Source organism: Sphingomonas sp. BL-S-29, assembly GCF_055521495.1.
Map to the genome: position 1 here is coordinate 3004592 of NZ_CM145482.1, position 16147 is coordinate 3020738.

The window sequence follows — 16147 nt, forward strand, 5'->3', positions numbered from 1 at the left end:
ATGCTGCTGATCCACTGCCCCTATTGCGACGAACGCCGGCCCGAGATCGAGTTCGGCTATGCCGGAGAGGCGCATATTGCCCGGCCGGCCCAGCCCGACACGCTGAACGATGCCGAATGGGAGGGTTACCTGTTCCAGCGCACCAACGCGCGCGGCCGGCATTTCGAGCGCTGGCGCCATATCCATGGCTGCGGCCGCTTCTTCAACGCGGTGCGCGACACGGTGACCGACCATTTCGAGCGGACCTACAAGGCCGGCCTGCCGCGCCTTGGCGAGGCCGATGCCTGGACCGACGAGACCGGGGGAATCACGTGAGCGGGTTCCGCGTCGAGGATCGCGGCCGGATCGACTCCGCTCGGATGCTGACCTTCCAGTTCGACGGCAAGGCGATGACCGGGCTGGCGGGCGACACGCTCGCCTCCGCGCTGCTCGCCAATGGCGTGCATCTCGTCGGGCGGTCGTTCAAATATCATCGCCCCCGCGGCATTCTCGGGGCGGGGGTCGAGGAGCCGAACGCCCTGGTCGGGATCGATCGCGGGCCGAGGCGCTACACGCCCAATCTGCGCGCGACGACGGTCGAGCTGCATGACGGCCTGGTCGCCGAAAGCCAGAATCGCTGGCCGTCGCTGGGCTTCGATCTGGGCGCGATCAACAATGTCTTCTCGCCGCTGTTCCCGGCCGGCTTCTACAACAAGACCTTCATGTGGCCGCGCTCCTTCTGGGAGAAGCTCTACGAGCCGGCGATCCGGCGCATGGCGGGGCTGGGCGCGGCGCCGACCACAGTCGATGCGGATCGTTATGCCGCCACCAATGATTTCGTCGACCTGCTGATCGTCGGCGCCGGGCGGGCCGGGCTGGAAGCCGCGCTCGACGCAATCGGCAATGGTGAGCGCGTCATGATCCTGGACGAGCAGGCCGAGTTCGGCGGCAAGCTGCTGGCCGAGCCCGATCGCGCGGCCTGGCTCGCCGACGCACTCGCCCGTCTTGGCGCGGCGCCCAACCTGACTTGCCTGTCGCGCACCACCGCGATCGGCCTCTATCATGACGGTTTCGTCGGCGCGGTCGAGCGGCTGGCCGATCATCTGCCTGTCGGCGCGGCGAAGGGCCCACGCGAGCGACTGCGCCGCATCCGCGCCGGGCGGATCCTGTTAGCGACCGGCGCGATCGAGCGGCCGCTCGTCTTTGCCGACAATGATCGCCCCGGCATCATGCTGGCGAGCGCGGCGCGGACCTATCTCAACCGCTATGGCGTCGCGGTCGGGCGGCGGGTCGCGCTGATGGCGACGCACGACAGTGGCTACCAGGCGGCGTTCGACCTGGCCGAGGCCGGGGTGGGCATTGCCGCGATCGTCGATCTGCGCGACACGATCGATCCAGCGCTGGCGGTGCGGGCCGAAACGCTCGGGATCGAGCTGCTCGCCGGCCATGCGGTGACCGGTACTAGCGGCGCGAAGCGGGTCCAGGCGATCACGGTCGCCGCGACCGGCGGTGCCAGGGAACGCACGATCGCCTGTGACGCGCTGCTGATGGCGGGCGGGTGGACGCCGACGGTGCATCTCTGGTCGCATGGCAAGGGCGCGCTGGCCTGGCGCGAGGAGCTAGGCGCGTTCGTGCCCGACGGCGCCGTGGACCTGGTGACCTGTATTGGCAGCTGCTCGGGCGCGATCTCCGGCAGCGGCGTGAGCGTCGAGGCCTTGCCCGGTCCGCACGATCCGACCCACTTCAAGGCGTTCGTCGATTTCCAGAACGACGTCACCGCGCGTGATATTCGTCTCGCCGTGCGCGAGGGGTTCCGGTCGGTCGAGCATATCAAGCGCTACACCACCAACGGCATGGCGACCGACCAGGGCAAGACCAGCAACCTCAACGGGCTGCAGGTCGCGGCAGGCGCGCTCGACCGTACCGCGCCGCAGGTCGGGCTGACTACGTTTCGTCCGCCCTACACGCCGACGACCTTCGGGGCGTTGGCCGGCATGGCCAAGGACGCGCTGTTCCAGCCGGTCCGCAAGACCGCGATCGATGGCTGGGCGGAAGGGCAGGGCGCGGTGTTCGAGAATGTCGCCCAGTGGCGCCGCGCGCGCTACTTCCCGCAGGCCGGCGAGGACATGCGCGCCGCGGTCGCGCGCGAGTGCCGCGCGGTGCGGGCGGGGGTAGGCATGTTCGACGCCTCCACGCTCGGCAAGATCGAGGTGGTCGGCCCCGATGCCGCCGAGTTCCTCAACCGCATGTACACCAATCCGTGGAAGTCGCTGGCGCCGGGGCGCTGCCGCTACGGGCTGCTGCTGCGGGAAGACGGCTTCATCATGGACGATGGCGTTGCCGCGCGCCTGGCCGATGACCGCTTCCACGTCACCACCACCACGGGCGGCGCAGCGCGCGTGCTCAACATGATGGAGGATTATCTCCAGACTGAATGGCCCGACCTCGATGTCTGGCTCACCTCGACCACCGAGCATTATGCCGTGATCGCCCTGCAAGGGCCCCGTACCCGCGACGTGATCGCGCCGTTCGTCGGCGGGATCGACCTGTCGCCCGAAGCGCTGCCGCATATGAGTGTTGCGGAGGGCACGATCTGCGGCGTGCTGACGCGCCTGTTCCGGGTGAGCTTCACGGGCGAACTCGGCTTCGAGGTGAATGTGCCTGCCGGCTTTGGCCGCGCCGTGTGGGACGCGTTGTACGAGGAAGGACAGAAGCACGGGATCGTGCCTTACGGCACCGAGACGATGCACGTGCTGCGCGCCGAAAAGGGCTATATCATCGTCGGCCAGGACACCGACGGCACGCTGACCCCGGACGATGCCGGGCTCGGCTGGGCCGTGGGCAGGAAAAAGCCCGATTTCGTCGGCCGCCGCTCCCTCGCGCGGCCCGATATCGTGGCGCCGGGGCGCAAGCAGTTCGTCGGCCTGCTGACGGAGGATCCGGCGCTGGTGCTGGAGGAAGGCGCGCAGATCGTGCCCGATCCCGCCGCGCCGATGCCGGTGCCGATGATCGGCCATGTCACCTCCTCCTACTGGAGCGAGGCGCTCGGCCGGTCGATCGCCTTGGCGGTAGTGGCCGACGGGCGCGCCCGGATCGGCGAGACCCTGTTCGTGCCGATGCCGGAGGGCGTGCACCGGGTGACGGTCGCGGACAGCGTCTTCTACGACCGCGAGGGAGTACGGCTGCGTGATTGAGGGGCTGGAACTCGCTTATCCCGTGCCGGTGGAGCCGGCGCGCCACCTGGGCGTGACGCTGTCGCTCGCGGCGCCGCTGGCGCGGTACAGTGTGCGGACGCGCGCGCCGGCCGGGCTGCCGGGCAAGGTAACGGCAAGTTCCGCGTTCGGCGGCGGGACTGCCCTGTGCCTTGGTCCGGACGAATGGCTGCTGCTCCTGCCCATGGGCGCGGCCGCGCCTGCGATCGAGGGCGTGCACGCGCTGACCGATATCGGCCATCGCAACCTCGGCCTCACCGTCGAAGGACCCATGGCGGAGGTGCTGCTCCTCACCGGCTGCGCGCTCGATCTTCAGCGGGCCTTTCCGACCGGCAAGGCCACCCGTACCTTGTTCGACGGCGTGGAAATTATTCTCTGGCGGACCGGCGAACAGTCCTTCCATCTCGAGGTGTGGCGCTCCTTCGCCGCCTATCTCTGGGAGGCGCTGGATCTCGCGGCGAGCGATTTCGCGCTTTAGCCCGACAGCGTTACGCCAGGGCTATCGGACACGCTCGCGCTTCCTCCTTTCTGCTTCCCCGGCGAAGGCCGGGGTCCAGTTGGAAAGGTCATTATAAAGGAAACTCAACGCCTTATCACGATCGTCTCCCAACTGGACCCCGGCCTTCGCCGGGGAAGATCGCCCCCTCACGAACGCTCCGTGAGATTAATGCGCGTGGCTTAACCGGCGGGCGGCAGCGCGGTCGGCGCGCCGGTCTTCAGCAACACGCCGGTCAGTCCCGCGGCGCGGGCGGCGTGCAGGATCGCAGCGATCTGGTCGGCCGCATCGTCGTAAGCGAGGCCGTACGGCGGGCGGATGTTCGAGATGCAGTTGCGCGCGCTGTCGCGCAGCCCCGGTTGCGGCGCCCAGGTGATATAGGCGCCGACGCTGTCCGCCGCGCTCAGCCCGGGCCGCTCGCCGATCAATATCACCAGCATTTTCGCGCCGAGCGCGGCGCCGATCTCGTCGCCGAGCGCAACCCGGCCATGATGAGCGATCACGATTGGTGCGATGCGCCAGCCCGGCAGGCGCTCGATCAGCGTCTCCACGAGCGGGGCGGCATGTGTGAGCACGGCCGTGGCCGACAGGCCGTCCGCAATCACCACGGCAAGATCATGCTCGCCCGCGAGAAGCGCGTCGCGGTCTTCCGCATGGAGGCGGCGGCCGAGGTCCGGCCGCCGCAGATAGTCCGCGCGCGTCCCGGCCTGGCTGCGGACTTCGATCACCGGCCGTCCGGCGATGCTTTCGCCGAAGCTGCCCGGCGCCAATTCCGCCTGCACCGCGTCGCGGGCACGGGCATGGGCGAGTTGGAAATCGAGCGATGCGCGCGTCGGCAGCGCCGTGCCGATCCGTCCGAGCCCGACACGCGCGGTGGTCGCGGCGCGCAGTCGCGACGGGAGATCGGCGGGGGCCGGCGGCTCAGCCACGCAATCCCGCCAGGGCCGCGACGGATCGGCCGGGCAATAATGGCCGGCCGTTCTCGATCAGGCGGCCGCGGTCGTCGGCCAGGCCGACCCGGCTCAGCCAGGTTTCGAATTCGGGCGCGGGCCTCAGGCCAAGTACGTGGCGCGCATAGAGCACATCGTGGAAGCTGGTCGATTGATAGCCGAGCATGATGTCGTCCGCCCCCGGCACGCCCATCACGAAAGTCACTCCCGCGACGCCGAGCATCGTCAGGATGGTATCCATGTCGTCCTGATCGGCCTCCGCATGGTTGGTGTAGCAGATGTCCAGTCCCATCGGCAGGCCCATCAGCTTGCCGCAGAAATGATCCTCCAGCGCGGCGCGCAGGATCTGCTTGCCGTCATAGAGATATTCCGGGCCGATAAAGCCGACGACCGAATTGACCAGCAGCGGCCGGAACGCGCGGGCGACGGCATAGGCGCGGCATTCCAGTGTCTGCTGGTCGACGCCGTGATGCGCATCGGACGACAGGCAGGAGCCCTGGCCGGTCTCGAAATACATCACGTCGCTGCCGATCGTGCCGCGCCCCAGGCCCAGGGTCGCGTCCTGCGCCTCGCGCAGCAGGACCAGATCGATCCCGAAACCGCGATTGGCTTCCTCGGTCCCGGCAATCGACTGGAAGCAGAGATCGACCGGCGCGCCGCGGCGGACGAGCTCGATCGTGTTGGTGACATGAGTCAGCACGCAGCTTTGAGTCGGGATATCGAAACCCTCGCGGATGTCGTCGATCATCGCGAGCAACGTGCCCACCCGCTCGACATCGTCCCCGGCGGGGTTGATGCCGATCACGGCATCTCCGGCGCCGAGCAGCAGCCCGTCGAGGATCGAGGCGGCGATTCCGGTCGGGTCATCGGTCGGGTGATTGGGCTGCAGGCGAACCGAAAGGCGACCGGGCAGGCCGATCGTATCGCGAAAGGCGGTGATGACCCGGATCCGGCGCGCCGCCGCGACCAGATCCTGGTTGCGCATCAGCTTCGAGACGGCGGCGGCCATTTCCGGCGTGACGCCGCGCGACACGGTCGAGATCGCCGCGTCGTCGGTGTCCTCGGCCAGCAGCCATTCGCGAAAGCCGCCGACCGTCAGATGCGCGATCGGCGCGAACGCGGCGCGATCGTGCGAGTCGATGATGAGGCGCGAGACCTCGTCGGCCTCATAGGGAATCGGCAGGTCTTCGAGAAAGACAGCGAGCGGCAGGTCCGCGAGCAGCCAGCGCGCGGCGACCCGTTGTTCCGCGCTTTCCGCGGCGATCCCGGCGAGCTGGTCGCCCGAGCGTGGCGGCGTCGCCGCGGCGAGAACCTGGGCGAGGCTCTGAAAATGGTAGCGGGTGCCGGCCAGATCGACTTCATAGGCTGGCATTAGAGGCCTCCGGACGATCGACGGTGGGATGACCGCGGGCCATCCCACCGCAACCGTATCAGAAGCCCTTCTTCACCGTAACGAAGAACTGGCGCGGTGCGCCGGCCAGCAGCGTCTGGTTGTCGCCGAGCGCGGTGAAACCGTTCGAACCGATCGTCGCGATATATTTCTTGTCGGTCAGGTTGGTCACGTTGCCGGTGATCGACACGCCGTGCAGCGCGCCTTCTCCGCCGAAGCGATAGCCGATGCTGGCGTCCATCGTCAGACGCGCCGGGACGAACTGGTCGTTGAGATAGGTGAAGTAGCGCTTGCTCATATAATCGGCGCCGACGCGGGCGGTGAAGCCATATTGGTCATAGACGATCTCGCCCTTGAGCATGTGCTTCGGGCTGTCGACGACCGTCTTGCCGGCCGTCGCGGAGAGGACGACACCCTTCGAGTCCTTCACATCATCCTGATATTTTGAATCATTGTAGGAATAGCTGGCGAACAGGGACAGCGCCTGCATGAAGCGGTAATTCGCGGAAATTTCGCCGCCATAGGTATGGACGCTGCCGGCATTGTTCAGCGTGGGCGGATTACCGACGATGCCCGAACCGATGGAGAACGCCAGCAGGCGATCACTGAAGTTGACATAATAGCCGACGGCCGAAGCCTGCAGGCCGCCGGAGCGGAAGCGGATGCCTCCTTCGATCGTCTTGGAGGTTTCCGGCTTTAGCGTGTTCTTGATCGCGTCGAAGGTGACCTGCGTGCCGGAATAAGGCGCCGCGCCGCCCGAGGCGACGAAGGCGCGCATATTCTCGGTATAGCTGACGAAGAGCTCGGTGCTGGGCGTGGCATGATACAGGATGCTGGCCTGTGGCTGGAACCAGTCCTTCGCCTCGAGACGACCCGAGGCGAGCGTGCCGACGCGCAGGACGCCTTTGTTGACGACACGAACGCCCTTCCAGCCGCCATTCAGGACGAGGTCGTCCTCGAGTAGCTTGATCGTGTCCTCGACATGATATTGCACCGTCTCGGTGTCGTATTTGCCGTCCCATTGAATGAAGAAGGGGTTGCTCTGGTAATCGATCGCCGGGCGATTGGAGGTGGTGCCTGCGGTCATGCCGTAGAACCGGCGTGATGCATTGAAGGTATTGCTCTCGTACCAGCCGCCAATTTCTAAGGTGTTGATGCCACTCTCATAGCTGACCGAGGTGAGCGCCCCGCCACGGTGCATGCCGTATTCCGTGGTGCGGAACGAGATTGCGGCGGGGTTGGTGATCGGCGTGCCGTCCACATTTGGGGCGCCCAGAGGAGTCGCCGTATAAGGCGTGATCCAGGAGCCTTGGCCCTTGTTGACATGATAATAGCCGGTGGTCTTCATGGTTAGACCAGGGGCGAGATTCGCGTTGACCGTGACCCCGCCGAGATAGTCGCGGCGTAGGCCAGCTGCGTCATAATAAGCGTCGTCGACGGTGCCGAAACCGGCGGGAAAGGTGAAGCCGATGCCCGCATAGGGCGCCGTAAAGCCCACGGAAGAACCGTTATGGGCTGCCTGATAGGCGGCGAGCGCAGCTTGATTCTGATAGACCTGAGCCAGTTTCAGCGCAGTGCCATAATCATCGCTGATATTGTCGTCGTTGAGGCCGCGCCGCTTGATGATGTCCAGGCTGAGATCCTGATAGTCGTTTTCATGCCGGTCGGAAAAAGCGAAATAGGCCGAGATGTCGCCCAACGGCCCGAGATCGGCCATTAGCTTGGCGTTTACCTGCTGCTGGCGCTGTTCGCCGAACCCTTTCCACTTGTCGGTCTTGTAATAGGCATAGCTGACATAACCCTTGAACCGCTCGCCGATCAGCCCGGAATCGAGCCGGGCATAACCACGCCAAGTGTCGTCCGACCCATAGGTGCCCGAACCGGTTACGTTGGGTGTGTCCCTTGGGTTGTCGCTGTAGAACTGGATGGTGCCGCCGAGATTGCTGGTCGACGCGGTGCCCAGCGCGCCCGCGCCCTGAGCCACTTCGGTTCGGCTGATATTCTCCGAGATGATGGCGCGGCTGATGTGCAGCCCGTTGACGTTGCCATAGCTCATGTCGCCGAGCGGGATGTTGTCGAGCGTGAAGCCGAGCTGGTTCTGGTTGAAGCCGCGCAGCGAGATGCGCACCGCCCATTCGTAATTGCCGAAGGCGTCGGCCGACTGGAAGTTCACGCCGGGCAGCTTCTCGATGGCCTTGAGCGGGCTGGCGCCGGGCACGATCCGCTCGATATCGATGGCGCTGACGCTCTGCACCTGACGGCTCTGGCCGAAGCCGAGCACGACGATGTCGGGGGTTTCCTCGCTGGGCGCGGCTTGTGCCGCCGGCTCGGTCGCCTCCTGGGCGAAGGACGCCTGGGGCAGGATGATCGCGCTCAGCATGGAGCCTGTAAGCAGCACAGTCTTCGAAAGGCGCATGTCACTTATCCCCTTATGGCCCGGATTGAAGTGCGAGGTCCGGCGATGGCGCGAAGTCTGTTGCTGCGTCGCAACAGAATCAAGCGAATTCGCCGCGCGCCGTCGCTTGATTGAAGCTGGTTTCAAGCTGTGGCGCGAAAGCAACAGATTTGGCCTATTACTAGGAGAATTATGCCATTTTGATGACAGCCCCGGGTCGTTCGATGCGCCGCCGCCGCAGCGCAACATCGAATCGCTTGCCAACATTGATAGGTGGTTCAATGTGTCCGGGACGGTTCGTCACGATCGAGGATCAAGGGAGTCGCCATGCCGCTGCGTGACCGCCGACAGATATTGAAGACCATAGCGGGATTGAGCGCGGCGGGCGCCGTGCCCGCCTCGATCGGCCGGGCGCTGGCCTTGCCCGCCAACCGCCGGACCGGGTCGATCGCCGATGTCGAGAATGTGGTGATCCTGATGCAGGAGAACCGCTCGTTCGATCATTATTTCGGCACGTTGAACGGCGTGCGCGGCTATGGCGATCCACGCCCGGTGAGATTGCCCTCGGGCGACAGCGTCTTCCGCCAGCCCAGGCCTGACGGCGCGGGCCATGTCCTGCCGTTCCTGATGGACAGCCGGACGACGAGCGGCCCGTTGATCAAGAGCCTGGACCATAGCTGGAAGGGCGATTGGGCGGAATGGGCGCGCTACGATTGCTGGATCAAGCACAAGACTCCGCTGACGATGGGCTATTTCCGGCGCGCGGACATCCCCTTCTACCACGCGCTCGCCGATGCCTTCACCGTGGGCGACGGCTATTATGCCTCGATCCACGGACCGACCAATCCCAACCGCATGTACCTGTTCACCGGGACCAGCGGATTGACGGTCGGGGACGCGGGCCGGCAGGCGGTCGACAATGCCGATGACGGCAACTGGACCGGCGATGCCGCACGCGACAGACCGGGCTTCAAGGCGGCCGGCTGGACGACCTATGCGGAGCGGCTGCAACAGGCCGGCATCAGCTGGCGCGTCTATCAGGAATTCGACAATTTCGGTGACAATTCGCTCGCTTATTTCAAGGCCTTTCGCGGCCTGAAGACCGACGACGATCTCTATGTGCGGGGCAGGGCGATCGTCCCGGGATCGACCGCGGCGAACGCGAAGGAGAGCGAAGCGCAGCATCTGGTATCGGCCTTCGCGGCCGATGTCGCGGCGAACCGGCTGCCCCAGGTCTCCTGGATCGTCGCCTCAGCCAAATATTCCGAACATCCCGAAGCGCCGCCCGCCTGCGGGGAATCGCTGACCGACCGCCTGCTCGCCGCGCTCACCGCCAATCCCGAAGTGTGGGCCAAGACCGCATTCATCATCAACTATGACGAGAATGACGGATTCTTCGATCATATGCCGGCGCCGCTGCCGGCGACCGACCGCAGCATGGGGCTGAGCACGGTCGACACGGCCGGGGAGAGCTACAAGGGGCAGGCCGTGGGGCTTGGCGTGCGCGTTCCGCTGCTGATCGTCTCGCCCTGGACGCGTGGCGGCTGGGTCAATTCGCAGATCTTCGATCACAGCTCGGTGATCCGTTTCCTCGAGCGGCGCTTCGGGGTGATGGAGCCCAATATCTCGCCATGGCGGCGCGCGATCACCGGCGACCTGACCTCGATGTTCGACTTCGCCGATCCCGATGCCTCGGCGATGCGCGGCTTCCCCGGCACCGCCGATTATATCGCGCGCGTGACCTTCTCTTCCAAACTTCCCGCACCGGTCGTTCCCGCGACTCAGGCCTTGCCCAAACAGGAGACCGGCCAGCGCCCGGCGCGCGCCTTGCCCTATGCGCTGGACGTGCATGCGGTCGCTGACGGCAAGCCCGGCCTGACGCTCGCCTTCGTCAACAGGGGCACGGCGGCTGCGGTCTTCAACGTCTATGCCGCGGGCGGCACGGCCGGGCCGTGGTTCTACACCGTCGGCCCGGGCGAAACGATCACCGATCAGCTGCCGGGCCTGCCATCCCCGGAGACGGCGCTCGCGGTGCACGGCCCGAACGGCTTCCTGCGGGAGTTTTCCGGCGCCGGCGCCGGCGCCGAGGCGATGGTCGAGCCGAGCGCCGATGGCGGCACGCTGCTCGTCAAGCTGGCCAATAATGGCCTCGCGGCATGCCGGCTCACGCTTCGCCCGCTGGCTTATGGCAAGGTGCCGGTCCGGTCGGTCGATCTCGCCGCCGGCGCGTCGCGCGTCATCCGCTATCCGATCGCGCGCAACGATCATTGGTACGACCTGCTCGTCGAAATGCCGGGATCGACCTGGCGACGGCGCTTCGCGGGCCATGTCGAGACCGGCAAGCCGAGCAAATCGGATCCCGCCATCGGCGCGCAGGTGCCGGCGTGACCGCGCGTGGTGTCGCCGGCCTTCTCGGCATGGCCGCAGGGCTTGTCTTCTCCGGCAGGGCCCTGGCCGCGGACCTCGATCTCTGGCCGGCGGCGGCCCGCGCGCAGATCGAAGGCGTCGTCGCCAAGGCGCCGCCGGGCTCGTACGCGACCTTCGATGCCGACAACACCTTGTGGAAGAACGATGTCGAGGAAGGCCTGCTGCCGTTTCTCGAAAACAAGGGCGTGCTGTCGGTCGCGACGCTCGATCCCTCGCTAAAGCCGATCCCGCTACTGCCGGGCGAGAGCCTGTACGGCTATTATGAGCGGATGTGCGATATCGACGAGAAGCTCTGCTATCCCTGGATCGCGCAGGTCTTTGCCGGCCGGCCGCTCGCTGCCCTGAAGCGCGATGTCGACGCGATGATGGTGTCGAAGGCGCCGATCCTGGTGCGCCATGCCAGGGACGGCAAGCAGGTCGACGGCACGGTGTTCGCGCCCGCGATCTTCCCGGCGCAGCGCCAGTTGATGGCCTATCTGCGCGCGCACGGCATCAAGGTCTATGTCGTCAGCGCTTCGCTGGAGGAACTGGTCCGGGCGATCGTGTCCGATCCGGCCTATGGCTTCGATGTCGCGCCGGAAAATGTGATCGGCGTCACCCAGTTGCTGCGCAATCCCGACGATAACAGCGTGACCACCGCGCGCCAGCAGATCGCCAACGGCCATTATCTCGACGCGCAGTATCCGGCGGCGTTGAATGCCCGAATGATCCTCACCTCGACACTCTGGTCGCCGCTGACCTGGCACGAAGGCAAGGTCGCCGGCATCCAGGCCTATATCGATCCGGTCCGCCGCCCCCTCCTCGCGGCCGGGGACAGCCGGAGCGACTGGCCGATGCTCTATTATGCCGGCGGCGTGCGGATCTGGGTCGACCGCAAGGGCAGCGCGACGCCCGAGCTGGCGCAGAAGCGGGTTGCGCGCGCCGCGATGGAGCGCGATGCCGGCCTCACCCCGCCGATCGCCGCCGATACGGGCTGGGTGACGGTAACACAAAGCGAGCTTGGCCAATGACGCCCGACGAAACCCGCCTGATGGCCGATCTCGATGCCGCCGGCATCGCGTGCACCGTCCACGAACACGAGGCCGTCTTCACCGTGGACGAAAGCGCCGGCCTGCATGATCGCATCGCCGGGGCCCACACCAAGAATCTGTTCCTGAAGAACGGCAAGGACCGTTTCTGGCTCGTCACCATGCCGCATGACCGGCGCGCCGACCTGAAGTTCATCGGCCAGCAGACTGGCGCGGGCAAGCTCTCCTTCGCCCGGCCTGAGCATCTGTTGCGGCTGCTCGGCGTCGAGCCCGGTTCGGTCACGCCGCTGGCGGCGATCAACGATACAGGTGGCGACGTATCGGTCGTGCTTGATGCGGCGTTCGATCCCGCGGGCACGATCAACGTGCACCCGCTGCGCAACACCGCGACCCTGTCGATGGCGTTCGCTGACCTGGTCGCGATGCTCGATCGCTGGAATCATCCGCCGCAGGTGGTGGTGCTGCAGCCGTAACGCCGGTCAGCGCTGCGCCGTTTTCCACTCAGGCGTGGTATAGAAGGGCGCGTTGGAGGCCGGGGCGAGCGGCCGCCCGAGGATGTGATCCGCGCCCTTTTCGCCGATCATGATCGTCGGCGCGTTGAGATTGCCGGTCGTCACCGACGGCATCACCGACGAATCCACCACGCGCAATCCCTCGACGCCGCGCACGCGCAATTCGGCATCGACCACCGCCATGGGATCGTCGTCGCTGCCGATCTTGCAGGTACAGGACGGGTGATAGGCGCTTTCCACATGATCGCGGACAAAGGCATCGATCGCTTCGTCGCTGGTCACGTCCTCGCCCGGCTGGATCTCGCGCCCCGAATAGGGCGCGAGCGCTTCCTGCGCGAAGATCTCGCGCGTCAGCCGGACACAGGCGCGCATCTCCGCCCAGTCGTCGGGATGGCTCATATAGTTGAAGCGGATGACCGGCTTGTCGCGCGCCTCCGCCGACGCCAGCGTGACATTGCCGCGGCTCTTCGATCGCATCGGCCCGACATGCGCCTGGAAGCCATGGCCTTTCGCCAGCGAGCGCCCGTCATAGGTCACCGCGAGCGGCAGGAAATGGAACTGGATGTCGGGATAGGGGATGCCCGCCCGGCTGCGGATGAAGCCGCAGCTCTCGAAATGGTTGGTGGCGCCGAGCCCATCCTTGCGCAGCAGCCAGCGCGCCCCGATCGCCAGCTTGGCCAGCGAGTTCATCGACGAATAGAGCGTGATCGGCTGCAGGCATTCCTTCTGGAAATAGAATTCCAGATGGTCCTGCAAATTCTCCCCCACGCCGGGCAGGTCATGGAGCACGGCGATGCCGTGTGCCTTCAGCTCCACCGCCGGGCCGATGCCCGAGAGCTTGAGCAATTGCGGCGAATTGATCGGGCCGCCCGAAAGAATGACCTCGCGCCGCGCCTGTGCCTGATGCTCGGCGCCATGCTGGCGATAGGCGATGCCGACCGCGCGGCGACCCTCGAACAGGATGCGCGTGGCGAGCGCATGAGTCTCCACCGTTAGATTGGGCCGGCCCATCGCCGGCTTCAGATAGGCGTTGGCGGCGCTCGCGCGGCGGCCGCGATGGACGGTCATGTCCATCCGGCCGAAGCCTTCCTGCTGCTCCCCGTTGATGTCGTCGGTCAGTGGATAGCCGGCCTGTTCGGCGGCCAAGAGGAAGGCCCGATAGAGCGGGTTGGTCATTGGCCCGTAGCGGGTGTGGAGCCGGCCTTCGTCACCGCGATAGAGGTTACCGCCTTCCTCGCGCGTCTCGGCGCGCCGGAAATAGGGGAGGACATGGCGATAGCCCCAGCCGGCCGCGCCTTCTTCCTCCCAGCGCTCGAAGTCCATCGGATTGCCCCGGACATAGACCAGCCCGTTGATCGACGAGGAGCCGCCCAGCACCTTGCCGCGCGGCGTATGCATGCGCCGCCCGCCGAGATGCGGCTCGGGCTCGGACTCATATTGCCAGTTATACTTGGCCTTGTTCATCGGGATCGACAGCGCGCTCGGCATCTGGATGAACACCGACCGGTCGGATCCGCCAAATTCGAGCACGAGCACGCGGTTGGTCCCATCGGCGCTCAGCCGGTCGGCCAGTACGCAACCGGCCGATCCGGCGCCGACGATGATGTAATCGTATTCCACCTGCATTCCCGAATGGCGTCAGTAAGGGCAGTCGATATCGGCCATGGCGACATAGACGCTCTTCAGCTGCGTATAATGTTCGATCGCGGCCAGGCCATTCTCGCGGCCCAGCCCCGACGCCTTCATGCCACCGAACGGCATTTCGACCGGGGTTATGTTGTATTGATTGATCCAGCACGTCCCGGCCTGGAGACGCGCGATGACGCGGTGCGCCCGGGTCAGGTCCGCCGTGAACACCGCCGCGGCCAGCCCGAATTCGGTGGCGTTGGCGCGGGCGATTACTTCCTCCTCGTCGTCGAAGGCGAGGATCGTCATGACCGGGCCGAACACCTCGTCGCGCACGATCGCCGGGCGATCGTCGGCCGCCTCGAAGATGGTCGGTTCGACATAATAGCCGCTAGCCATCGCGCCCTCGACCCGCCGCTGGCCGCCATGGACCAGGCGCACGCCGGCATGCCGCGCGCGCGCGATATGGGCGAGCACCGATTCCATCTGCGCTTCGCTGACCAGCGGGCCGATCTGCGTATCGGGGTCGAGCGGATCGCCGATCCGCAGTGCGCTGGTGCGCGCGACCAGCCGGTCGAGAAAGGTTTTCAGGATCGACCGCTGCACGAAAACGCGGGTGCCGTTCGAGCAGACCTGGCCGCTCGAATAGAAATTGGCGAGCATCGCACCCGACACCGCATTGTCGATGCCGGCATCGTCGAACACGATCAGCGGCGATTTTCCGCCCAGCTCCAGCGTCACGGCCTTCAGGCTGCGCGCCGCGTCCGCCATCACCAGCTTGCCGGTCTCGACCGAGCCGGTCAGCGAGATCTTGGCGATGTCGCGGTGGCCGGTCAGCGCGCGGCCCGTTTCGCCGAACCCCTGCACGACCTGGAAGACCCCGTCGGGCAGCCCGGCTTCGCGGAAGACCTCCTCCAGCTCGATCGCGGTCAGCGGCGTCTGCTCGGCCGGCTTGAAGATCATCGCGTTCCCGCAGGCGAGTGCCGGTGCCGCCTTCCAGCAGGCGATCTGCAACGGATAGTTCCACGCGCCGATGCCCGCGACGACGCCGAGCGGCTCGCGCCGCGTATATGCGAAGGCGCCGGCGCCCAGATCGAGATGCTGGCCCGCGATGGTCGCCGCCACGCCGGCATAATATTCCAGGCAGTCCGCCCCGGACAGGACGTCGACGGCAAGCGTTTCCTGGATCGGCTTTCCGGTATTGAGCGTCTCGATCCGTGCGAGCCGGTCGTTGCGGGCCCGCAGGATATCGGCGGCGCGGCGTAGGATCCGGCCGCGCTCGACCGGCGGCATCGCTGCCCAGCCGATCTGTGCTGCCTTTGCCCGGGCAACCGCCGCATCCACCGCCGCCAATGGCGTGACCGCGATCCTGGCGAGGATCTCGCCCGTGGCCGGATTGATCGGCGTGATCACCGTGCGCGGCACTGGCCTCGCGGCGGCAAGAGGCGGCAGGTCGCTGAGATAATTGTCCACGAACGAGGTGAGCATGGAGCGCGCCGTCTCGCTGTCGGTCTCGACCCAGCCGGAAAGGGCGCCTCGCAGCCAGACGCCATCGATCATCGCGGCGATCATCGCGGCGAGCTTGGTGGCGTCCGCCGGCGGCACGAGCTGGCGCAACGCGTAGCGCAGGTTCGACAGCATGCGCTTCTGATAGACGCGCTGGATGCGGCCCAGATGCGGCGCGTGAAGCACCTGGCCCCAAAAGGCGAGCCACACCGTGCTGGTGCGCGGATCGAACTCCTCCGGCGCCAGGTTGGCGTCGATCACTGCCTGCAACCGGGCACGGGGGCCCTCGGCACTGGCCAGCCGGACGAGCAGATTCTCCCCCAGTCGACCGGCCAGGAAACGGAATGCCGCCTCGAGCAGACCGTTCTTGTCACCGAAATAATGGGCCACCAGACCAGGCGACACCCCGGCACGCCCGCCGATCTCCGCCAGCGTGGTTCCGACGAACCCCATCTCGGCGAGGCTGTCGATCGTCATCTCGATCAATTGGCGCGCGCGCCGATCGTCGCTCGATACCGCCGTTGAAGCAGCCGAAACCAACACTTTCCGCGTCTCCTGAATCACCGTTCAATCGATAATATGCACGCCAATATCAGGCGTTGCAAAGATAATGCGCTCGAACAGAC

The 16147-nt window shown here is 66.3% G+C and carries 11 protein-coding genes; 6 read left to right on the top strand and 5 right to left on the bottom strand.

Features of this window, described 5'->3' with window-relative positions; all coding sequences use genetic code 11:
- The 3 genes from ACZ1I2_RS14370 to ACZ1I2_RS14380 are packed head-to-tail and all read left to right on the top strand — an operon-like array spanning nt 1 to nt 3669.
- Entirely contained in the window at nt 1-315 is a 315-nt protein-coding gene (locus tag ACZ1I2_RS14370) for a sarcosine oxidase subunit delta (protein WP_465176784.1), read from the top strand.
- Entirely contained in the window at nt 312-3173 is a 2862-nt protein-coding gene (locus tag ACZ1I2_RS14375) for a 2Fe-2S iron-sulfur cluster-binding protein (RefSeq protein WP_465176783.1), read from the top strand. Before ACZ1I2_RS14370 ends, ACZ1I2_RS14375 begins: the two co-directional genes overlap by 4 nt.
- Complete coding sequence (locus ACZ1I2_RS14380) at nt 3166-3669, top strand: sarcosine oxidase subunit gamma (RefSeq protein ID WP_465173458.1); 504 nt, start codon at nt 3166-3168, stop codon at nt 3667-3669. Before ACZ1I2_RS14375 ends, ACZ1I2_RS14380 begins: the two co-directional genes overlap by 8 nt.
- 200 nt (nt 3670-3869) lie before the next feature.
- Here ACZ1I2_RS14380 and eutC read toward each other — a convergent pair whose 3' ends face one another.
- From eutC to ACZ1I2_RS14395, 3 genes are read right to left on the bottom strand one after another with little or no spacing between them, the layout of a single operon-like run.
- Nucleotides 3870-4616, bottom strand: a complete 747-nt coding sequence (gene eutC, locus ACZ1I2_RS14385; protein WP_465173457.1) for an ethanolamine ammonia-lyase subunit EutC — start codon at nt 4614-4616, stop codon at nt 3870-3872.
- Nucleotides 4609-6009 (bottom strand): ethanolamine ammonia-lyase subunit EutB, encoded by a 1401-nt coding sequence (locus ACZ1I2_RS14390; protein WP_465173456.1) that lies wholly within the window; start codon nt 6007-6009, stop codon nt 4609-4611. The genes eutC and ACZ1I2_RS14390 overlap by 8 nt, the downstream gene beginning before the upstream one ends.
- Before the next feature lie 58 nt (nt 6010-6067).
- Nucleotides 6068-8443, bottom strand: a complete 2376-nt coding sequence (locus tag ACZ1I2_RS14395) for a TonB-dependent receptor (protein ID WP_465173455.1) — start codon at nt 8441-8443, stop codon at nt 6068-6070.
- 306 nt (nt 8444-8749) lie between these two features.
- Between ACZ1I2_RS14395 and ACZ1I2_RS14400 the strand changes: the two genes are divergently transcribed.
- Genes ACZ1I2_RS14400 through ACZ1I2_RS14410 form a run of 3 tightly spaced genes read left to right on the top strand, consistent with a single transcriptional unit; the run spans nt 8750 to nt 12350 of the window.
- On the top strand, nt 8750-10810 hold the full coding sequence (locus ACZ1I2_RS14400; protein ID WP_465176782.1) for a phosphocholine-specific phospholipase C: 2061 nt from the start codon (nt 8750-8752) through the stop codon (nt 10808-10810).
- Nucleotides 10807-11859, top strand: coding sequence for an HAD family hydrolase (locus tag ACZ1I2_RS14405; RefSeq protein ID WP_465176781.1), 1053 nt, complete (start codon nt 10807-10809; stop codon nt 11857-11859). The genes ACZ1I2_RS14400 and ACZ1I2_RS14405 overlap by 4 nt, the downstream gene beginning before the upstream one ends.
- The gene (locus ACZ1I2_RS14410) at nt 11856-12350 is read left to right on the top strand and encodes a prolyl-tRNA synthetase associated domain-containing protein (RefSeq protein WP_465176780.1); all 495 of its coding nucleotides are present in this window, start codon (nt 11856-11858) and stop codon (nt 12348-12350) included. The genes ACZ1I2_RS14405 and ACZ1I2_RS14410 overlap by 4 nt, the downstream gene beginning before the upstream one ends.
- Nucleotides 12351-12356: 6 nt before the next feature.
- Here ACZ1I2_RS14410 and betA read toward each other — a convergent pair whose 3' ends face one another.
- Nucleotides 12357-14015: a choline dehydrogenase gene (gene betA, locus ACZ1I2_RS14415; protein ID WP_465176779.1), complete on the bottom strand. Its 1659-nt coding sequence runs from the start codon at nt 14013-14015 to the stop codon at nt 12357-12359.
- 12 nt (nt 14016-14027) lie between these two features.
- The gene (gene betB, locus ACZ1I2_RS14420) at nt 14028-15998 is read right to left on the bottom strand and encodes a betaine-aldehyde dehydrogenase (RefSeq protein WP_465181468.1); all 1971 of its coding nucleotides are present in this window, start codon (nt 15996-15998) and stop codon (nt 14028-14030) included.
- Between the last annotated feature and the right edge of the window lie 149 nt (nt 15999-16147).